Here is a 20,090-nt window from a genome sequence, read left to right as displayed (position 1 = left end):
GCCGAGGATCGAAGCGGACCTAGCTTGGGGATTGTCATATCTTGACAATTCAAATGCAGTTATGGGTTGTGTAACTATGGCGCCTCATCAATTTGAGGCTTTCAATGCGTTTTTTCCGCTTCTTCCGAGACCGCCGTCCACTCGCTGCTGCTGTCATCGGCCTGCTTTTGGGGCCTGCCATCGTTACGGCCTATCTTGGGCGAGGGCGGATGGCGATAGCCTATCTGTTGGTTACCAATCTTGTCGGCTTTATGGTTATTCTTGCGATGCCTCAACTCGCGTTGGCTGCGGCTGCTGGTTTGGTAGCCGTTCCTTTCAATTTGATCGGTTGTGTTCACGGCTATTGGCTGGCGCGGGGGGTGGACGCTGTCTGGCAACATCGATGGTTCGCGCGTTGGTACAATATAGCGCTGGTTTTTTGGCTTTTGCCCATTGCCGTCGCATTCTTCATTCGCACATTCATTGTCCAACCGTTTTCGATTCCGTCCGGTTCTATGATGCCGACACTTATGCCGGGCAGCTATGCTTTCGTGACGAAGTTCAATTATGGCTATGGTCGTTACTCCTTCCCGTTTAGACCTGATTGGCTGCCGCCGAAATTGTTCGGGCCTAAGCCGCAGCGAGGGGATGTCGTCATCCTAGCGCCTCCGGCCACACCGAATGTGGACTACGCTAAGCGTATCATCGGATTGCCCGGTGACCGCGTCCAGATGAAGGGCGGAATTGTTTTTATCAATGGACAGGCGGTGCCGCGCGATGCCGAGGGGACCATCGTGTCGAATTATAGTTTGGACCGTGGCGAATTCCCCGTTTTCGGCGAAGTATTGGACAATGGGGTTCACTATCGGACTTTGGATCAATCGCCAAACTCGCGAGGAGACAATACGAGCGAGTACTCAGTGCCTGCAGGCTCTTATTTTGTCCTGGGTGACAATCGCGACAACTCCAACGATAGCCGCTTCGATATCGGTTTCGTGCCTGAGGCGAATATCTATGGCAAGTTTTGGCTGGTATTTCGCTCCGGAGAAGGATGGTCCTTTGTGCGCTAGATGACGGCGACCGGGCAGGGTGGATATCGGCAATCTCAAATGTTTCCTTGAACCCCAGAGGCGACAGGTGTTAGCTGCACCGCACCATTTTCTGGAACTGCGCATGAAATTGCCCCCGCGTGATACTTATGAAGCCCTCTATCGCGACTTTCGTTGGGAGATTCCGGCGAAATTCAACATGGGGCATGCTGTTTGCGATGCCTGGGCCGAATGCGAGCCCGACCGGATCTGCCTTCAGCATTTCAATCCCAACGGTAATCACTTTTCCATGACTTATGGTGAGTTGCGCGATCGCTCCGCCTCTTTCGCCAATGCGCTTGTCGCGCTCGGGGTGCGGGCGGGAGATCGGGTGGCGCTGCTGCTGCCGCAGAGTTTTGAGACGGTCGTGGCGCATGTGGCGATCTACAAGATGGGCGCGATCGCATTGCCGCTGGCCTTGCTGTTCGGCGCCGAGGCGCTGGAATACCGGCTGAGGGCAGCCGGGGCATCGGCCATCGTCACCAACCGGTTCGGTCTCGAGCGGTTGCGTCCAATCCGAGACCGATTGCCGGAACTGGCGCAGGTGATCAGCATCGATGGCGCCGAGGAGGGCGTTTCGGGCTTTGCCGATCTGGTGGCCGCCCATCCGCCTTTGTTTGCGGTCGCCGATATCGGCCCGGATGATCCGGCATTGATGATCTTCACCTCGGGCACGACCGGGCCGCCTAAGGGCGCGCTGCATGGCCATCGCGTGCTGCCGGGTCATATTCCGGGCATGCAGTTCGCCCATGAAGGCTTTCCCAAGGCCGGCGATCGGCTCTGGACGCCATCGGACTGGGCCTGGGCCGGCGGTCTCCTGAATGCGCTGCTGCCGAGCCTGATGCTCGGCGTCCCCGTCGTTTCCTCTCCGGCGCAGAAATTCGATCCGCACATGGCCTTCCGCATCATGGCTGAGATGGAGGTGCGCAATGCCTTCATTCCGCCAACGGCGCTGCGTTTGCTGAAGGCCGTCGACAATCCGCGGGCGCATTTTGATCTGAAGCTGCGCACGATAGGGTCTGCAGGCGAGGCGCTCGGCCGCGAAACCTTCGAATGGGCGCGGTCCGCGCTTGGTGTCAGCGTCAACGAATTCTTCGGCCAGACGGAGTGCAATTTCGTGCTCTCCTCCAGCGAGGCCTTCGGCGTCAGCCGCGGCGGGGCGACGGGCAAGCCTGCCCCCGGCCATCGTGTCGCGATCGTCGATGCTGATGGCCATGAGGTTCCCGTGGGCGAGACGGGGCAGATCGCGATCAGGCGGCCCGATCCGGTGATGTTCCTCGGCTACTGGCAGAACAAGGCGGCGACGGAGGCAAAATTTGCCAATGACTGGCTGCTGACGGGCGATATCGGCCGGCAGGATGCAGATGGCTATATTTCCTTCGTCGGCCGCGACGACGATGTCATCACCTCGTCGGGCTATCGCATCGGGCCGAGCGAGATCGAGGATTGCCTCGGCGGCCATCCGGCTGTGCAGCTTGCTGCGGCCGTCGGCAAGCCGGACGCAGTCAGAACGGAAATCGTCAAGGCCTATGTTGTCCTCGTGCCCGGTCGTGGGCCGAGTGACAAACTGGCGGCCGAAATCCGAGAATGGGTGAAGACGCGGCTTTCCATGCATGAATATCCGCGCGAGATAGAATTCGTCGACGCTCTGCCGCTGACGACCTCGGGCAAGGTGATCCGCCGCCTGCTGCGCGAGCGGGCGATCGCCGAGGTCAGCGCTTCGTAAGCGACAGGATCTTTTCGCGCAGCAGCTTCGCCATGTTGCGGGTACTGCGATACATGTGCAGTTGCGTGGTCACCTGGCGGACGTCGCGGTCGCCGTTCGGCGTCAGGCCGATGATGAGCGTGCCCATCTCCTCGCGTTCGTGCCAGAAGCGGCTCATGATCGGATGATCCGGCACGGCGCAGGAATCGGAGCGGACGACGTTGGCATCGTCCAGATGCCATTCCGTCAGCTCGCCCATCAGCAGCTTGCCCGGCGAAAAGCGGGCATAGGCCTCGTCATAGGCAGTTTTCCAGGTATAGGCCTCACCGCCCATAATGAGTACGATCATCGAGGCGATAGCCTTGCCGTCGAGATCGATGGTGTGGATGCGCACCGCGTCGATGGCTGCGAGGTTGGAAATCGCCTCGCGGGCGAAGGCGGCATGGTGACGATCGGTGACCAGCGCCGAGCGCTTCTTGCCCTTCCAGCCGTTTGCTTCCAGCGCCAGGAATTCTTCCATGCGCCCATGAATATCGCGGGGCTGGCGCGCGACGCTGTAGGTGACTTCGCCCAGGCTTTCCAGCAGCCGCCACTGCCGGCGCATTTCCCGCAAATGCGCGTTGGAAATCGTCCGCTTGAGATAGGTAAGCGCGTCGTCATTGCTCTGGAGCATCGGACGCTGGAATGGGTTGGCGACGGCGATCGGCAGGTTCCGGCCGATGGCGATGACCTTGGCCATCTGGACGAAATGACCGTTGAGACGAACATCCGGCAATACGAGCGTGCTCGGCAGATGCAGTTCCGGCCGGGAGAGCGCTTCGAGGAGGTTGTCGAGCGTTTCGCCGGCATCCTCGGCGTCGAGCAAGGGTGTGCCGAGTGGGCCAAACGAGTTCGACCAGACCCGGATAATGGACGGCCCTATTGCAAAGCCCGGTTTGTCGACCGTGAAGGGCATCAGCAGACGGATGCGGCTGCGCGTGCTGCTGTTGTCGCGCATCAGTGCCAGCCGCACCTGCCGATCCTCAAGGCGGGGCATGGCGGGCGCAAGGAAGCGGCCGGAGAAGAAGACGTTCGGCTCCATGGCACGGTTGGACAGGAAGTCCAGCTCATCCTGCAGCTCGTAGCCGAGCTTGCCGGGATAGAGGCAGAATTCGCGGCCGGCCCGGCCGACCTCGACGCGAGCCTCGGCCTTCGGCGCTTCGAAATGCAGCGCTGCGAGCGTATGCGTCAGGGCATTCACTTGGCTGTCGATGGTTTCGGTATAGGGTGGACGTGCCATGATCAGAGGGCCCTCGTTGCCGATGGCGCTGCAGGACGCCGGATAAGGGCGAATAGGGTGATGCCGAGCGCACGGCGCACGGCGATGTGTAGGAGCAGGGCTTCGATCGCCATGGCGACCGCTCCGGCAATCGCCGCTCCTTCGATGCCGAGATGCGGGATGAGCGCAACGTTCAGGCCGACATTGGCAATGAGCGCCACAGCATAGAGATAGACGCAAAGCATCTGCTTGTCCGCCATGGTCAGGAGCACTTCAGCAGGGCCGACGAGCGCTCTTGCAAGAATGCCGGCAAGCAGGATCGCCATCACGATCTGGCCCTCGGTGAAGGCCGCGCCGAACAGTGAAAGCAGGAGTTGCCCTGCAGCCAGCACCACGAGGCCAAGGGCAAGTGCCGGAAAGAAGGACCAGCGCGTCGCTTCGGTCGCGAAGGCTGCGAGCTTGCCGCGATCGCCCTCAGCCAGGATGGCGGCAAAACGCGGCCCGATGGCTGCCCTGACGGCGAAGGAGACGAAGAGCACCAGGGCCATCGTTTTTGCCGCCGCGAAATAGACGGCGACTTCATCCGGATCGAGGAAAATGCCGACGACGATGACGTCCGAATTGGTGAGCAGGTAGCCCACGCCTTCGACCAGGAAAATCGGCAGGGCGACGGCTGTCCAAGCGCTGAATTCAGTCGTTTTCGGGCCGCTTGGATAATGGCGGCGCAGACGGAGCGTCACCGCAAGATATTGCAGCAGGACGCTGGTGAAGGCGCCAGAAAGCGCCGCCGCCATGGCGGTAACGGCATCGCGTGGCGCGCCGGCGAGGATGGCGGTCACCATGAAGAGCAAGATCAACGTCGGGCGAATGAGGAAGGTCGGGCTGAGAGCCATGATCGGCCAGTGTTTGGCGCGGGCCGTACCGTCCAGGACGTCTCCAAGCGCGATCATCGGCACGGCAATCAGACCGAGGAAAACCGGCATGACGTAATAATGTTCGACCATGCCGCGGAAGGCAAAGAGCAGCAGCGCGCCGATCAGTGCCAGACTGCCGGAAACGGCGACCACGAACAGGCGTGCCGTGGCGTTCAAGCCGCGAATGGCATCATGATTGCCGTTGGCATCGTATTGGGGCAGGAAGCGGATGATGGCGGTCGGGAAGCCGAGGCAGGCGAGATTGCCGAACAGGATCATCAGCACCCAGACGAAGACGAAAATGCCGTATTCGAACCGCCCCATCAGGCGGGCCAGGATGATCTGCGAGAGAAAGGCGAGGGCGGCGCCTGCAACGCGGATCGTGAAGGCGATCAGCGCCATGCGCTGTGAAACTGCCTTTTCGTCCCGGCTGGTAAGCATAGCGGCGACTTTGCGCAGATACGGCGATAGCGCGGCCCGCAATGCGGACGGTAACATTCTTTCCGCTGTTTGAAAGACCGCCATGATCGATACGCAATACTTTAAGTATGATCCCAAACTCGCGTTAGTCTTGGCAGAGGAGAGTTAAGAATCGGTTCTTTCGATAGTTAAATGTCAGGGGTTATGCATGCGGTCGGTTGTCTGTCGGGTGAGTGCAGAAGCAACCGTTGGCTGCGAGGAGTTCATGCCCGCTCCACTCGGAGAGCCGTCGCAGGAAACGGGTGGCGGAGGTTTGGTCGGCATGTAGAATTCAGAGTCTATCGGAGGAGGATTTCATGCTCACACTTCACGATTATTTGCCGTCGCAGAATGGGTGGAAGGCCAGGGTTCTGTTCGGATTGCTCGATATTCCCTATCAGACCCACCTGGTGTCCATTTTCGAGGGGGAGGGGCGCACGGACGCCTTTTTCGATCTCAATCCGGCGGGGGGCATCCCCGTTCTCGAACTGGAGGATGGGCGAACGATTGCGGAATCGAACGCTATTCTCACCTATGTTGCTGAAGGCACGCGGTTTCTTCCGGCGGATCGCTATCGACATGCCAAGGTCATGCAATGGCTGTTTTTCGAGCAGTATCATGTCGAACCGGTCATCGGTACGCTGCGCTTCTGGACGCTCACGGGACGGCTCGAGTTCAATGCCGTTTTGGCGGAGGCCAAGCGCGCGGGCAGCCTTCGTACGCTTGCAGCGCTCGAGCGCGGGTTGAAGAACACGCCGTTCCTCGTTGGTAAGGAGTTCTCGATCGCGGATATCGCGGTTTACGCCTATGCCCATAGGGCGGCGGATTGCGGCTTGGATCTTGCCGACTACCCCGCGCTTAGGGCCTGGTTCGATCGGGTGCTTGACGTCATTGGACCGGGCTACCCGGTGCATCTCTACAATGAGGATCCGCATTCCGCTGTCTGAACGCGGTGGGCGTGCTGAAATGGTTGTCGGGGGCGCCTATCGGCGAATTGTTGTAGTCCCTGATCGTTGCAAACAAAAATGCCGCCCGAAGGCGGCATTTTTGCTCATTGCTGTCGGTTTGCGAGGCTCAGACCACTTCGCTGCTTTCGAAGGCGCCGTGGCAGTGCTTGTACTTCTTGCCGGAGCCGCAGGGGCAGGCCTCGTTGCGGCCGACGCGGCCCCAGGTCGCCGGGTTGCGCGGATCGCGATTTTCCGGTGCCACAGCGCTCTCACTTGCAAGCGTGAATGGTGAGAATTCGTCTTCGCCCGTTGTCGCGTCGATATGACGGGCCTGCATCGGCGGCGTCTCCGGCTCGGCCGGCTGCTGTACCAGCTCGACGCGCGAAAGCTGCGCGGTCACGGCCTGGCGCAGATTGTTCAACAGTGCCTGGAACAGCTCGAAAGCTTCGGCCTTGTATTCCTGCAGCGGATCGCGCTGGGCGTAGCCGCGGAAGCCGATGACCGAGCGCAGATGATCGAGGTTGACGATGTGCTCGCGCCAGAGATTGTCCAGCGTCTGCAGCACGATGGAGCGCTCAACATAGGTCATGATCTCAGGGCCGAAGCGTTCAGCCTTTTCGGCCGCAGCCTTTTCAGCCGCTTCCGTCAGGCGTGCACGGATGTCGTCTTCGCCGATGCCTTCTTCCTTGACCCAGTCATGAATGGGCAGGTCGAGATCGAAGAAGTTGGCTACAGCCGTCTTCAGGCCGTCGGCATCCCACTGTTCGGCATAGGCGCGCTCTGGAATATGTCTGGCGACGAGATCTTCGATGACGTCGTGGCGCATGTCGCCGACGAATTCGGAGAGGTCCTTGGATTCCATCAGCTCGACACGCTGGTCGAAGATGACCTTGCGCTGATCGTTCAATACGTCGTCGTACTTCAGAACGTTCTTGCGGATATCGAAGTTGCGAGCCTCGACCTTCTTCTGGGCGCGTTCCACCGCCTTGTTGATCCAAGGATGGACGATCGCTTCGCCTTCCTTGAGGCCGAGCTTCTGCAGCATGCCGTCCATGCGGTCGGAACCGAAGATGCGCATCAGGTCGTCCTGGAGCGACAGGTAGAATTTCGAGCGGCCCGGGTCGCCCTGGCGGCCGGAACGGCCACGCAGCTGGTTGTCGATACGGCGGCTTTCATGGCGCTCGGAGGCGATGACGTAGAGGCCGCCGGCAGCGATCGATTTCTGCTTGAGTTCCTTGATCTCTTCGGCAATGCGGGCAATGGCCGCGTCGCGCTCCGGACCGGGTTCCATTTCGTGCAGGTCGCGCTCGACCCGCATTTCGAGGTTGCCGCCGAGTTGGATGTCGGTGCCGCGGCCGGCCATGTTGGTGGCGATCGTCACTGCGCCCGGAACGCCGGCCTGGGCGACGATGTAGGCTTCCTGCTCGTGGTAGCGCGCGTTCAGAACCTGGAAATTGGAGAAGCCGCGCTTGCGCATGAGATCGGCGAGAAGTTCGGACTTCTCAATCGACGTCGTGCCGACCAGCACCGGCTGGCCGCGTTTGTGGGCGTCGAGGATCTCATTGATGATGGCGTTATACTTCTCGGCGTGCGTGCGATAGACCTCGTCGTCCTCGTCGATACGCTGGATCGGCAGATTGGTCGGCACTTCGATCACGTCGAGACCGTAAATGTTGCCGAATTCCTCTGCTTCCGTCGATGCCGTACCGGTCATGCCGGCGAGCTTTTCGTACATGCGGAAGTAGTTCTGGAAGGTGATCTGCGCCAGCGTCTGGTTTTCCGGCTGGATCTGCACATGTTCCTTGGCTTCCAGCGCCTGATGCTGGCCGTCCGAATAACGGCGGCCCGGCATCATGCGGCCGGTGAATTCGTCGATGATGACGACTTCACCGTTGCGGACGATATAGTCCTTGTCGCGCTGGAACAGCTTGTGCGCCTTGAGCGCGTTGTTGATGTGGTGGACGATCGCGACATTCTCGACGTCGTAGAGCGATTCACCCTTCAAGAGGCCGGCTTCGCGCAGCATGTTTTCCAGCTTCTCGGTGCCTTCTTCGGAGAAGTTGGCCGAGCGCTGCTTTTCATCGATTTCATAGTCTTCCTTTGCCAGGCGGGGAATGAAGGCGTCGATGGTGATATAGAGATCGGAGCGGTCGTCGAGCGGACCGGAGATGATCAGCGGCGTGCGCGCTTCGTCGACCAGGATCGAGTCCACTTCGTCGACGATCGCGAAGCTATGGCCGCGCTGAACCATCTGAGCGCGCTCATATTTCATATTGTCGCGCAGATAGTCGAAGCCGAGCTCGTTGTTGGTGGCGTAGGTGATGTCGCAGGCATAGGCGTCATGGCGCTGTTCATCCGACAGGCCGTGGACGATGACGCCCGTCGTCAGGCCGAGGAAGCTGTACAGGCGGCCCATGGTGCCGCTGTCGCGCTGCGCCAGGTAATCGTTGACGGTAACGACATGGACGCCCTTGCCGGCCAGCGCGTTCAGATAGACCGGGAGGGTGGCAACCAGAGTTTTACCTTCACCGGTCTTCATCTCAGCGATGGCATTGGAATGAAGGATCATGCCGCCGATGAGCTGCACGTCAAAGGGTCGCATGCCAAGAACACGGCGCGACGCTTCACGAGCGACCGCGAAGGCCGGCACGAGGATATCGTCCAGCGTCTTGCCGTCCGCGAGCTGCTGGCGGAACTCAACCGTCTTGGCGGCCAGAGCTTCATCGGACAGCGCACGCATCTCCGGCTCGAGCGCGTTGATTGCGGCTACTTTCGGCTGGAACGATTTAACCCGACGGTCGTTGGACGAGCCGAACAACTTGCGGGCAATTCCACCTAGGCTGACCATGTGACTGGTCCTTTCTGAGATTTCATCCTGCCGTTTCCTGCTTGATCCATTCCCGAAAAAAACGGGAGTATAGCACAAAACGGCCGGAAACTGTTCTGGACGCGAGGTTGCGTGACAGATAAGAGGGGGGTCGATTGATGTCAACGGGATTTGGCCGATACAGAAAGGCCACATTCTCCTGCTGAAGGCTTTTTCACGCCGGATTCACATCTGTCGAGCCGGTCGAGATCACCGAAGGGTTATTTTATGTTGAAGTATAACAAGCTTGCTGCGGTTGCTTTCGCAACAATCGTTACCTTCCAGGCTCCGGTCTTCGCGGCCGATGCCAAGGACCCCGTTGTCGCCAAGGTCGGCGATGTCGAAATCCATCAATCCGAACTCGATCTGGCAATCGCCAACCTCGATCCGCAGCTCGGCCAGCTTCCGGATGACCAGAAGAAGGTCGCAGCACTCTCGGCTTCGGTCGATGTGAAGCTTTTGTCGCAGAAGGCCGCTGCCGAGAAGCTCGATCAGACGCCGGACTTCCAGGCTCACATGGCCTATCTGCGCGACCGCGAGCTGCACAATGCCTATTTCAAGGCTCACGTCGCCGACGCCATCAAGGATGATGAAGTCAAGGCTCGTTACGACAAGGAAGTCGCAGCCCTGCCGAAGCAGGAAGAGGTTCATGCCCGCCACATTCTTGTGAAGACCGAGGATGAAGCCAAGGCGATCATCAAGGAACTCGATGCCGGCAAGGATTTCGCCGCACTTGCCAAGGAAAAGTCGACCGACCCGAACAAGGCTGACGGCGGCGATCTCGGCTATTTCGGCCATGGCCGCATGGTCAAGGAATTCGAGGACGCGGCTTTCGCGCTTCCGGTGGGAACTTACACGAAGACCCCGGTTAAGACCGATTTCGGCTGGCACATCATCAAGGTTGAAGACAAGCGCAATGCTCCTCCTCCGCCGTTCGACCAGGTCAAGGACCAGGTTCGTCAGCTCGTCATGCGCGACAAGTATCTTGAACTCCTGAACAAGGCCAAGCAGGATACCAAGGTCGTCATCAACGACCCGGCGCTCAGCAAGGCTTATGACGACGCGCAGAAGCAGCAGGATGCAGCACCGGCCGACGATGCAGTTGCGCCTGCCGACGGTGCGGCAGCGCCCGACGCTCAGCCGCAGCAGTAATTGACAGCAGTCAAACAATCAGGGCCCGGATTTTCCGGGCCCTTCACTGGAGCCGGATGATTTTAGGTCGATACGACCTAAAATCTGAATCCGCTCCAGAATTAAAAAGCAGAGCATGATGTAATCCGAAAACCGCCTACACTTTTCGGCATCATGCTCGTCCAGGTGGGTCTCATGTCCGGTTCCGTTTCTCCGCTCGCTCCCAAAACCTTTGTATCCATGCCCGCCCTTCGCGGCGTGCGCATGACCACGGCCTCCGCCGGCATCAAGTACAAGAACCGGACCGACGTCCTGCTGATGGTCTTCGACAAGCCCGCCGCCGTAGCGGGCGTCTTCACCCGCTCGAAGTGCCCTTCGGCTCCGGTCGATTTCTGCCGGAAGAACCTGGCGCACGGCAGCGCGCGCGCCGTCGTCGTCAATTCCGGCAATGCCAATGCCTTCACCGGCCTCAAGGGACGCCAGGCGACGGAACTGACCGCCAAGTCCGCGGCGGCTGCCGTCGGTTGCGGTGAAAACGAAGTTTATCTCGCCTCCACCGGTGTCATCGGTGAGCCGCTTGACGCCAGCAAGTTCGCCGGTGTGCTCGATACGATGGCGAAGGATGCGACAAGTGACTTCTGGTTCGAGGCCGCCAAGGCGATCATGACCACGGATACCTATCCGAAGGTCGCGACCCGCACCGCCGAGATCGGCGGCGTCAAGGTCACGATCAACGGTATTGCCAAGGGCGCCGGCATGATCGCACCCGACATGGCGACGATGCTCTCCTTCGTCGTCACCGATGCCGATATTTCCTCCACCGTTCTGCAGACGCTGCTGTCCGAAGGCGTCGGGCCGACCTTCAATTCGATGACCGTCGACAGCGACACGTCGACCTCGGACACGTTGATGCTGTTTGCCACCGGCGCTGCGGCAGCTGATGGGCAGGCGCATATCGACCGCGCCGACGACCCGAAGCTTGCCGGTTTCCGGGCGGCACTTAATGAGCTCTTGAAGGATCTTGCCCTCCAGGTCGTTCGTGACGGCGAAGGCGCGACCAAGATGCTCGAAATTACGGTGACGGGTGCCGAAAACGACGCGGCTGCCAAGCGCATCGCCCTTTCGATCGCCAATTCACCGCTGGTCAAGACCGCCGCCGCCGGCGAAGACGCCAATTGGGGCCGCGTCGTCATGGCCGTCGGCAAAGCCGGTGAAATGGCGGATCGCGATAAGCTTGCCATCTGGTTCGGCGATGTCCGCGTCGCAGTCAACGGTGAGCGTGACGCTTCCTATTCGGAAGAAGCCGCCTCTAATGTCATGAAGCAGCAGGATATTCCCGTGAAGGTCGATCTTGGCCTCGGCAATGGCCGCGCAACGGTCTGGACCTGCGACCTCACCAAGGAATATGTTGCCATCAATGGCGACTACCGGAGCTGATACCTCGCTGATGCATGCGCAGTCCACGATAAACAAGCTGCCCCTGGTGCGCAGGCTGGAAGCCGTCGGCTTCCGGGCCTGGCCTGCCTCGTCGGTGCAATATGATGGCAGCTGGCAAATCCGGCTAACGGCGGGTCATCCGTCGAAGCGGCTGAATTCTGTCGTGCCGCTCGATCCCTCCGATCATCGCGATCTCGAAATCCGGCTGGCAAAGGCGCAGCGCAAGTTCGAAGCCTATGGCAGGCCGATGGTGGTGCGCGAGACGCCGCTCGCCTCGCCGAAGCTCATCGATCTCCTACGGGAGCGCGGCTGGACGTGTTTCGACGAGACGATCGTCATGACCGCCAATCTCGTCGATCTCGAATTGCCTGACATGCTGGATCATCTGCCGAGCCACGATGTCGGCCGCTTTGTCGATGCGAGCCTCATCGTCGATGAGGCGGACCCTGCCTTGAAGCCGGCATTGGCTGAGGTGGTGAGCGGCATCAAACCGCCATCGGGCCTCTTTGTCATCGAAAATGATGATGCCGGACCGGTGGCGACAACGCTCTGCGTGCAGGACAACGATCTTGCCGGCGTCATGTCGGTTGCGGTCTCGCCGCAGCATCGGCGCAAGGGCCTCGGAGCCGAGATCCTGACTTCGGCGCTTCGCTGGGCCCGGATGCGCAGTGCCAAGACCGCCTGGCTGCAGGTCAGCGCCGACAATGCTCCGGCTTTGGCGCTCTACGTTCGTTTCGGTTTCCGCGAAGCCTATCGTTATTGCTATTGGCGACCGCCGGAGAAAGCATGAGCGAGGCTGGCCGAAAGATCGTTCTCGTGGCCGCCTGCGCGCTCATCGACGCTGACGGCCGTATCCTTCTGGCGCAGCGCCCCGAGGGAAAATCGCTCGCCGGCCTCTGGGAGTTTCCCGGCGGCAAGGTTGAGGCTGGCGAGACGCCGGAGGAGACCTTGGTGCGCGAGCTTCAGGAAGAGCTTGGCATCCAGACGAAAATCGCCTGTCTCGCGCCGCTGACCTTCGCCAGCCATACTTACGAAACCTTCCATCTGCTGATGCCGCTTTATATCTGCCGGCGTTACGAAGGAATCCCGCATGGCCGGGAAGGGCAGGCGATCAAATGGGTGCGACCGCAGGCCCTGCGCGACTATCCGATGCCGCCGGCCGATGAGCCGCTGATCCCGTTCCTGCAGGATCTGCTTTAGCTTTTTACGGCAAGGGCTGAGGCAGCGCCGGTATCGGGCGGTGTCGCGCCCCCCGTGTCTAGATATCTCTGAATTTGAAACTTGATTTTGCAAGCTGATCAAGTTGGGAGACGCCGGGCTCTCGAGGGGACGCATCCGTCTTCGGCATTTTGCGGAGCAAATCCGTCAGCATGTCAGATTGCCTGTCACATTCGCGGCGAATTGCCTCCAAATGTTCGAGCATCAGTCCAAGGGCAAAAATCACGGCGCCGTTAAAAGCGTAGGAAAGGGCGCCTATCAGCCCCGCCGCTACGCCCGCTGCACTTCCACTAAACAACGTCGCAATCCCGAACAGGATCGCAATACCAATCACCAAACCGCCAACCGCCTTGAGCAAACCCGCCATGTGTAAATTCACGCAACCCAGGATAACAAAATGTAGCTTGGCGATATATCATGGCGCGCAAGTGTCAATCTCTATTATTTGATGTATCGATGAAATTTTCGTCCAGTGCGTGCCTCTCCGGACCGAATTTGATGTCCCGTCGTGGGGCGGATCTTTTTTAGGTTCACGCAGTGACGGTTTGAAATGCGTCAAGGCAATACGTCGCAAATATGGTTAACGAGAATTAGCCATTTAATATCAGCCTGATAATGCGAATCATGCACTGTCCCGGAATTTTACGTCTCATTAATTTGCATGTGGATATTAAGGGATCGTTTATGACCTTCTGGCATTCAATTCTCTCAATCAAGCGGTTGTTGGGTGCGTTAGAGAAGGCTTGACATAATGGACGACGATTTCTGGAAAGCTGTTCAGGAAAAAGAGCAGTCCTATTCCACGTCGCGCAGAACGGGCGCGTTGAATATCGCTTTGCTGTTCGGTACGGCGGCGGTCGCGCTTTCGCTTATTCTGACCCCGATGCTATCAGACAAATCCAAGTCACGCGTGCTTGCAAGCGCGCCGGATATTGACAATATTACCACGGGTTCGATCCCGCAGACGGAAAACGGCAAGCGGTATACGATCCGCCGTAGTGTTCTGCAGCAGGAGCCGGGTTCGGTTTGTATCGTCCAGGGTTATGGTGCCGACAGCGGCTGCCAATAGAGCAATTCCAGGAAAAGTGCGTAGCGGTTTCCCATCGGAATTGCGTAGAAACAAAAAGATAGAGCGTTTTTGCGACTTAAAGAAGCACAAACGCTCTGGCGCGTGAGCATAGCCTGCCGGATGCCATGACGAGCATCGGATTCATCAGTTGTCCAATGCTTGGAGCTTCGAGCTTATGCGTTCCGTTCGGCGTATTTTCACCGATAAGACCGGTGCCACGGTCATTGAATATGGCCTCATCGCAGCCTTGATGTCGGCTGCGATCATCAGCGGTGTCGGCGCCTTCGGAGGCAGCCTCTCAAGCACATTCAACCTCCTGTCCAATACGATACAGAATTCGGCGGCGTCCCAGAACTGACGCGACCGCCTATTGCTTGAGCTTGTGTTCCTCGACCTTGAGCGCATCGGCCAACCGCGCCTTGGCCGAACCAGGCCGCAGCGGCTTCTGCTGGCTTTCGTGCGGCGTCCAGCCTGAGACGTAGATGATGGAGAATGTCGCCCTGATCCGCCCGTCCGGATCGGAATAGCGTTCGGCGTAAAGCTCGGCCGCACGCAGGAAGAAGGCACGCGTCAGCGGTTTGCGGCTGCGGTCGACCAGCGGATTGGTCATGCCCATGGCCCGCAGATCGCGCATCAGGGCAAAGAGATTGTCGTAGCGCACCGTATAGGTTTCGGCGTCGATGACGGGCAGGGTAAAGCCGGCACGCTGCAGGAGGCCACCGACATCGCGGACATCGGCAAAGGGGATGACGCGCGGGCTTGCACCCCCCGTCAGTTCGATTTCGGTCGCGAGCAGCACGTCGCGCAATTCCTGCAGGGTTCCAGAGCCAGGGATCGCCGCCAGGAAAAGACCATCCGCCTTCAGCGCGCGGCGGATCTGGATGAAGACGCCGGGCGTGTCGTTTGTGACATGCAGGCTAAGCGGCGAAAGCACGAGATTGACCGATTCCGGCTCCAGCGGCAGTTCTTCCGGCGGCGCTTCGATAAGGGTCTCGCCGGGAGCGGCAAAACCCATTTCGCTTTCGATCCTTTTCAAATGGCTGATCTTGCCGGTTGCCAGAGCCAGGTGCGCAGCTACGCCGGTCGTGCCATGCAGCTCGACGACTTCGTCGAAATGGCGTTCGGTGACGCCAAGCCGCTCCGCCAGTTCGCCGGCGGCAATGTCGAGCAGGAATGCCGCTTTCGGGTCGCCTTGTCTCAAGGCCCGGCGCTTGCGGGCTGCAAGCAGCGATTGGTCGAACACGATTTCCATGGTGGTTTCCTGCACTATCATCAATTCGGCGGCGCGTGCCGGGCACGCGCGTTTTCTCTTGCGCAATTCCGGACGGAAAACCGCTATACACTTTTCCCGGAATTGCTAGTGTCAATCATATGGGGATGATGGGACGCGAAATCACCTTGTCTATGCTGGGCGCCGGGCTGAAAAGACCCTGGATGGCTCTTGCCGATCTGGTCTATCCGCCGGCCTGCCCGGGTTGTGGCGTTTCCGTGGGCGCGCATCGCGGTCTTTGTGCGGCATGCTGGTCGGGCGTTCGCTTCATCGAGCGGCCCTATTGCGAGGTGCTCGGCAGTCCGTTTTCCCATGATCTTGGTGCCGGCATCCTCAGCGCAGAGGCGATTGCCGATCCGCCCGTCTTCGACCGCCTGCGCTCCGCCGCCGTTCACGACGGCATCGTCCGGGATCTCGTTCTCAGTCTGAAATATCGCGATCGCACCGATCTCGCGCCGATGATGGCCGGCTGGATGCTGCGTGCCAGCGACGGCACGATTGCGGATTGCGATGCGATCATTCCGGTGCCGCTGCACCGGGCGCGGCTGTTTGCGCGCAAATACAATCAGGCTGCCGAGCTTGCTCGCCACATTGCCCGTCTTTCAGGCAAGCCGCTGCTCGCCGCAACGCTCCTGCGCGTCAAACGCACGAGCCAGCAGGTGGGTCTCGGGGCGAAGGCGCGACAGGACAATGTGCGCGGTGCTTTCGCCGTCTCCGAGCATCGGGCGGCCGATATATTCGGGCGGCGCATCGTTCTGGTCGATGATGTCTATACCACGGGCGCCACGGTTGCCGCGGCCACGCGCGCACTGAAGAAAGCAGGTGCGGCCGATGTCACGGTTTTGACCTTTGCAAGGGTCGTCGGCCATCTTATATGACAATCGATATAGGCTTTTCCGGAGTGGATCATGGCATCCGTCGTCATCTATACGCGTGAATTCTGCGGCTATTGCGCCCGTGCGAAATCTCTGCTCGAATCCAAAGGCGTCGATTATGTCGAGCACAACGCCACCTATTCGCCCGAACTGCGGCAGGAGATGATCGCGAAGTCGCACGGCGCCGCGACCTTCCCGCAGATCTTCATCAATGGTGAGCATGTCGGCGGCTGCGACGACATCCATGCGCTGGACCGGGCCGGCAAGCTCGATCCGATGCTGGCTGCCTGACTGTCTTTACGAGGGAGAAACCGATGAGCTTCAAGGCTGCCGCCATCCAGATGTGTTCCGGTGTCGATCCGGTGAAGAACGCGGCTGATATGGCGCGCCTGGTGCGCGACGCCGCTTCGCAGGGTGCTGTCTATGTGCAAACGCCGGAGATGACCGGCGCGGTGCAGAAGGATCGTCCGGGCCTGCGCGCTGTGCTGCGTGACGAGCCGAACGATATCATCGTCAAGACGGCGTCCGGACTGGCAGAAGAGCTCGGCATATACCTGCATATCGGTTCGACCGCCATTGCGCTCGATGACGGCAAGATCGCCAATCGTGGTTTCCTCTTCGGTCCCGACGGCAAGCTCATTAACCGCTACGACAAGATCCATATGTTCGACGTCGATCTTGACAATGGCGAGAGCTGGCGCGAAAGCGCCGTCTATCGGCCGGGGTCGGAGGCGCGCATCGCATCGCTGCCGTTCGCCGAACTCGGCTTTTCCATCTGCTACGATGTGCGCTTTCCGCAGCTCTTCCGCGCCCAGGCCGTTGCTGGCGCCGAGGTGATGACGGTACCTGCCGCCTTCACAAAGCAGACCGGTGAAGCGCATTGGGAAATTCTGCTGCGCGCCCGCGCCATCGAAAACGGCATGTTCGTCATTGCCGCCGCGCAGGCCGGCAAGCATGAGGACGGCCGTGAGACTTTCGGCCATTCGATGATCATCGATCCCTGGGGCAAGGTGCTGGCATCCGCCGGTGGCACGGGCGAGGCCGTGGTCATCGCCGAGATCGATATCGCTGCCGTCAAATCAGCCCATGACAAGATACCGAACCTGAAGAATGCGCGCGAATTTTCGCTGGAGAAGATCGCGACGCCGGCGGCTGGAGGCGTCGCTGCTTGATCCGTTATTCGCTTACCTGTGACAATGCCCATGAGTTCGAGGGCTGGTTTTCCGAAAGTGCCGATTTCGACCGCCAGGTCGCAAGCGGTTTTCTCACTTGTCCGGTCTGCAATTCGGCTGCGATCTCCAAGCAGCTGATGGCGCCTTCGGTTTCGACCGCGCGCAAGAAGGACGAGATGCAGACGCTTGCCATGGATGCCGCCCGCAAGGAGGCGATGGCCAAGCTCAAGGAAGCCGTTGACGCCATCAAGGCCAATGCCGAGGATGTCGGGGCGAAATTCCCTGAGGAGGCCCGCAAGATCCATTACGGCGAAGCGGATGCGCGTGGGATCATCGGCAAGGCGACGCCTGATGAGGCGCAGGCCCTTGTCGAGGAGGGTATCGAGATCGCAGCCATTCCCGTGTTGCCAGACGATATCAACTGATGCCGGCGACCGGCAGCAAACATCTCGCCATGTATAATTTCGGGCTGCATGTCGCGGCCTACGAGAGTCCTGAGGTCGAGGGATTTCGGCTGCGCGAGGCGGCGAATTTCGAGGCTGCTGCCCGGGCTGATGGCTTTATCGGTCGATCCGGTTATTCCGGCGAACCGGGCGTTCCCTGTTGGGGTCAACAGGTCTTTCCGCGTTTCATCGAGGGCAGCGGCTTTCAGACGGCGCCATCGTCACTGTCGCTCTGGGCCGATATCGAATCGCTGATGGCATTCACCTATAGCGGCGTGCATGCCGACGCCCTGAAAGGCGCGCGACACTGGAACCTCAGGCAGAGCTGGCCGCCGCTTGTCCTTTGGTGGGTGGATCACGGGACCATTCCGGAATGGAGGGATGGCGTCGAGCGGCTGGAACATTTGCACGATCATGGTGCCGGCCCGGCTGCCTTCTCGTTCAAGCAGCCCTATGGGCCTGCTGGCCGGCCTCAGGAGATCGATCGCCTTCGCATTAAAGAGATCGTTGCTCGCAACGCCGTGGGCCAGAGCGAGTTGCTGGCACACGTGCTGACATTGAAGGTCTGAGGCGGATTCGCAGATGCACGATCAGCCCAAGTTCGCTCGCTTCGCCAGAAGCATGTAGTTGACGTCCATATCCTTCGAGAGGTTCCAGCGGTCCTGCAGCGGCGAATAGAAGACGCCTGTGCGGGCAATGATATCGAGGCCGCTTGCGGCAAGCGGCTTTTCGATTTCCTCCGGGCGGACCAGCTTTTCATACTGGTGCGTACCGCGGGGCAGCCAGCGAAGCACATTTTCGGCGGCGAAGATGGCAAGGGCTGCCGCCTTCATGGTGCGGTTGATGGTGGCAACGAACATCAAGCCGCCGGGACGCACCATTTTTGCGCAGGTCGACAGGAAGAATTCGACGTCGGCGACATGCTCGACCACTTCCATGTTCAGCACGATATCGAAGGTTTCGCCGGCTTCGGCCAGCTGCTCGGCGGTGACGGCACGGTAGTCGACGGGAACGCCGGAGGCTTTCGCGTGCGTCGAGGCGATGCCGATGTTCTTTTCCGAGGGATCGGCGCCGATGACGGTGGCGCCCATGCGCGCTACCGGCTCCGACAGCAGGCCGCCGCCACAGCCGATGTCGAGCACGCGAAGGCCCTCAAGCGGTCGGCTGCTCTTCGGATCGCGATCGAAATTCTCGCAGGCGCGGTCGCGGATATAGGCCAGGCGGACCGGATTGAACTTGTGAAGCGGTTTGAACTTGCCGGTCGGGCTCCACCACTCAGCCGCCATGGCGGAAAAACGGTCCACTTCACTCTGGTCGATCGTGCTCTTTGCCGTTTCGCTCATGGCTCACTCCATCATTTGCGTCGTTCTGCGGTTCGCACGACTGCAAGCAATAATTCTACCTGAAGGGTGAAGTCGGACGATCGATGCGCGATGTCAAGGGCCTGCGGCCTTCGATCAGCTGTGGGGTATCTCGATTGCGCGATGCGAATTGCAGTGCGGAGGTTGACATGGCGGTATCTTATGGCCGATCAATCGCCGGGTTGTGAAATGGACTTTCGGAACCGGGATCGATTGCGATCGACTGGCCTGTAGAGGAGCTCCTCATGAGACCACTCCGTCTCGCGACGGTCGTCGCCATGTGCTGGTTTGCGGCCAGCCATGCATGCGCCGGGGACGGCAAGGGGTTTCGCCTGACGATCGACGGAGTCAGCGTCGGCATCAATCCCGGCGATACGCTCGAAGTCACCATGAAGGATGGCCGCAAGGTCCCGGTGGAGCTGCAGCGCAGCGAGACGGTGACCTTCACCGGCGGCAAATTCTCCTTCGATCATGATGGCAAGTTCACGGTTGCAAAGACGGATCTCGGCGACGGCGTGCAGCAATATGCGCTGATGACGCCGATCGGCACGGGCATCATCGTGCAGGTCTATAAGGGTCTTAACCCTTCCAGCTATACCGATGTCGTACTCCAGCAGATGGTGCAGGAGAGTATCAATGGCGGCGCGAAAATCAGCAAGCGAGCGACCCAGCGCACATTGCCGAGCGGTACCGTGCTGAAGGGCGTGAAGGCCGAGACGACCACGGACGACGACGTCATGGAATATGAGATTGTCGCGACCGGCCGGCCGGAAGGCGGCGTGCTTGTCGCCACCTTCCTCAACAAAGAAAATATCCCCAAGGAAGGGGGCATTCTCGACAAGCTCTGGTCGACCTTAAAAGTGGATTTTTAGAGTAAACTTTTTGTCGCCTCTGGCGT

21 protein-coding genes are annotated in these 20,090 nt (G+C 59.9%); 15 read left to right on the top strand and 6 right to left on the bottom strand.

Annotated features, from left to right (window positions below; all coding sequences use genetic code 11):
- The first annotated feature begins 104 nt into the window (after positions 1-104).
- A complete protein-coding gene (gene lepB, locus AC13RC_RS23795) occupies positions 105-1,049 on the top strand; it encodes a signal peptidase I (protein ID WP_488558615.1) in 945 nt (314 codons plus the stop codon).
- A 103-nt stretch (positions 1,050-1,152) separates the two neighbouring features.
- Complete coding sequence (locus tag AC13RC_RS23790; RefSeq protein WP_488558614.1) at positions 1,153-2,793, top strand: AMP-binding protein; 1,641 nt, start codon at positions 1,153-1,155, stop codon at positions 2,791-2,793.
- Here the strand turns inward: AC13RC_RS23790 and AC13RC_RS23785 are convergent.
- Together AC13RC_RS23785 and AC13RC_RS23780 are read right to left on the bottom strand one after the other, a co-directional pair.
- Positions 2,780-4,051, bottom strand: coding sequence for a GNAT family N-acetyltransferase (locus AC13RC_RS23785; RefSeq protein WP_488558613.1), 1,272 nt, complete (start codon positions 4,049-4,051; stop codon positions 2,780-2,782). The genes AC13RC_RS23790 and AC13RC_RS23785 overlap by 14 nt on opposite strands.
- Before the next feature lie 2 nt (positions 4,052-4,053).
- Complete coding sequence (locus AC13RC_RS23780; protein ID WP_488558612.1) at positions 4,054-5,469, bottom strand: oligosaccharide flippase family protein; 1,416 nt, start codon at positions 5,467-5,469, stop codon at positions 4,054-4,056.
- A gap of 251 nt (positions 5,470-5,720) precedes the next feature.
- Here AC13RC_RS23780 and AC13RC_RS23775 point away from each other — a divergent pair, with 251 nt between their 5' ends.
- Positions 5,721-6,350: a glutathione S-transferase family protein gene (locus tag AC13RC_RS23775; protein ID WP_488558611.1), complete on the top strand. Its 630-nt coding sequence runs from the start codon at positions 5,721-5,723 to the stop codon at positions 6,348-6,350.
- Positions 6,351-6,477: 127 nt separating this feature from the next.
- Here the strand turns inward: AC13RC_RS23775 and secA are convergent, their stop codons facing one another.
- Positions 6,478-9,198 carry a preprotein translocase subunit SecA gene (secA, locus tag AC13RC_RS23770; protein WP_113332346.1) on the bottom strand — a complete coding sequence of 907 codons (2,721 nt, stop codon included), beginning with the start codon at positions 9,196-9,198 and terminating at the stop codon, positions 6,478-6,480.
- A 246-nt stretch (positions 9,199-9,444) separates the two neighbouring features.
- Between secA and AC13RC_RS23765 the strand changes: the two genes are divergently transcribed.
- The 4 genes from AC13RC_RS23765 to mutT all read left to right on the top strand — a co-directional run bounded on the left by AC13RC_RS23765 (position 9,445) and on the right by mutT (position 12,984).
- Positions 9,445-10,368 carry a peptidylprolyl isomerase gene (locus tag AC13RC_RS23765; protein WP_069612949.1) on the top strand — a complete coding sequence of 308 codons (924 nt, stop codon included), beginning with the start codon at positions 9,445-9,447 and terminating at the stop codon, positions 10,366-10,368.
- A gap of 174 nt (positions 10,369-10,542) precedes the next feature.
- Entirely contained in the window at positions 10,543-11,784 is a 1,242-nt protein-coding gene (argJ, locus tag AC13RC_RS23760) for a bifunctional glutamate N-acetyltransferase/amino-acid acetyltransferase ArgJ (RefSeq protein ID WP_488558610.1), read from the top strand.
- A complete protein-coding gene (locus AC13RC_RS23755; RefSeq protein ID WP_113332344.1) occupies positions 11,765-12,574 on the top strand; it encodes a GNAT family N-acetyltransferase in 810 nt (269 codons plus the stop codon). Before argJ ends, AC13RC_RS23755 begins: the two co-directional genes overlap by 20 nt.
- The gene (gene mutT, locus AC13RC_RS23750) at positions 12,571-12,984 is read left to right on the top strand and encodes an 8-oxo-dGTP diphosphatase MutT (protein WP_015341287.1); all 414 of its coding nucleotides are present in this window, start codon (positions 12,571-12,573) and stop codon (positions 12,982-12,984) included. Before AC13RC_RS23755 ends, mutT begins: the two co-directional genes overlap by 4 nt.
- 58 nt (positions 12,985-13,042) lie before the next feature.
- On the opposite strand, the gene AC13RC_RS23745 is transcribed toward mutT, so the two are convergent.
- On the bottom strand, positions 13,043-13,369 hold the full coding sequence (locus AC13RC_RS23745; RefSeq protein WP_069612952.1) for a hypothetical protein: 327 nt from the start codon (positions 13,367-13,369) through the stop codon (positions 13,043-13,045).
- A gap of 384 nt (positions 13,370-13,753) precedes the next feature.
- Between AC13RC_RS23745 and AC13RC_RS23740 the strand changes: the two genes are divergently transcribed.
- Both AC13RC_RS23740 and AC13RC_RS23735 read left to right on the top strand, forming a co-directional pair.
- Positions 13,754-14,071: a hypothetical protein gene (locus AC13RC_RS23740; RefSeq protein ID WP_069612953.1), complete on the top strand. Its 318-nt coding sequence runs from the start codon at positions 13,754-13,756 to the stop codon at positions 14,069-14,071.
- Positions 14,072-14,246: 175 nt separating this feature from the next.
- On the top strand, positions 14,247-14,429 hold the full coding sequence (locus AC13RC_RS23735; RefSeq protein WP_069612954.1) for a Flp family type IVb pilin: 183 nt from the start codon (positions 14,247-14,249) through the stop codon (positions 14,427-14,429).
- A gap of 9 nt (positions 14,430-14,438) precedes the next feature.
- Here the strand turns inward: AC13RC_RS23735 and AC13RC_RS23730 are convergent, their stop codons facing one another.
- Positions 14,439-15,323: a methyltransferase domain-containing protein gene (locus AC13RC_RS23730; protein WP_488558609.1), complete on the bottom strand. Its 885-nt coding sequence runs from the start codon at positions 15,321-15,323 to the stop codon at positions 14,439-14,441.
- Between the two features lie 119 nt (positions 15,324-15,442).
- Here AC13RC_RS23730 and AC13RC_RS23725 point away from each other — a divergent pair, with 119 nt between their 5' ends.
- The 5 genes from AC13RC_RS23725 to AC13RC_RS23705 are packed head-to-tail and all read left to right on the top strand — an operon-like array spanning position 15,443 to position 18,400.
- Positions 15,443-16,219, top strand: coding sequence for a ComF family protein (locus tag AC13RC_RS23725; RefSeq protein ID WP_488558608.1), 777 nt, complete (start codon positions 15,443-15,445; stop codon positions 16,217-16,219).
- A 30-nt stretch (positions 16,220-16,249) separates the two neighbouring features.
- A complete protein-coding gene (grxC, locus tag AC13RC_RS23720) occupies positions 16,250-16,507 on the top strand; it encodes a glutaredoxin 3 (RefSeq protein ID WP_488558607.1) in 258 nt (85 codons plus the stop codon).
- A 23-nt stretch (positions 16,508-16,530) separates the two neighbouring features.
- Positions 16,531-17,388, top strand: a complete 858-nt coding sequence (locus AC13RC_RS23715) for a carbon-nitrogen hydrolase family protein (protein WP_113354195.1) — start codon at positions 16,531-16,533, stop codon at positions 17,386-17,388.
- Complete coding sequence (locus tag AC13RC_RS23710) at positions 17,385-17,813, top strand: DUF1178 family protein (RefSeq protein ID WP_113332339.1); 429 nt, start codon at positions 17,385-17,387, stop codon at positions 17,811-17,813. Before AC13RC_RS23715 ends, AC13RC_RS23710 begins: the two co-directional genes overlap by 4 nt.
- Positions 17,813-18,400: a DUF3291 domain-containing protein gene (locus AC13RC_RS23705; protein WP_113332338.1), complete on the top strand. Its 588-nt coding sequence runs from the start codon at positions 17,813-17,815 to the stop codon at positions 18,398-18,400. The genes AC13RC_RS23710 and AC13RC_RS23705 overlap by 1 nt, the downstream gene beginning before the upstream one ends.
- A gap of 21 nt (positions 18,401-18,421) precedes the next feature.
- On the opposite strand, the gene ubiG is transcribed toward AC13RC_RS23705, so the two are convergent.
- Positions 18,422-19,174: a bifunctional 2-polyprenyl-6-hydroxyphenol methylase/3-demethylubiquinol 3-O-methyltransferase UbiG gene (ubiG, locus tag AC13RC_RS23700; RefSeq protein ID WP_145636243.1), complete on the bottom strand. Its 753-nt coding sequence runs from the start codon at positions 19,172-19,174 to the stop codon at positions 18,422-18,424.
- Positions 19,175-19,437: 263 nt separating this feature from the next.
- Here ubiG and AC13RC_RS23695 point away from each other — a divergent pair, with 263 nt between their 5' ends.
- Entirely contained in the window at positions 19,438-20,064 is a 627-nt protein-coding gene (locus AC13RC_RS23695; RefSeq protein WP_113332336.1) for a hypothetical protein, read from the top strand.
- Positions 20,065-20,090: the final 26 nt, after the last annotated feature.

Source organism: Martinezella sp. CNPSo 3890 (assembly GCF_057784455.1).
Note: the sequence above shows the minus strand (reverse complement) of the source record. Positions and strands in the feature narration are given on the sequence as shown.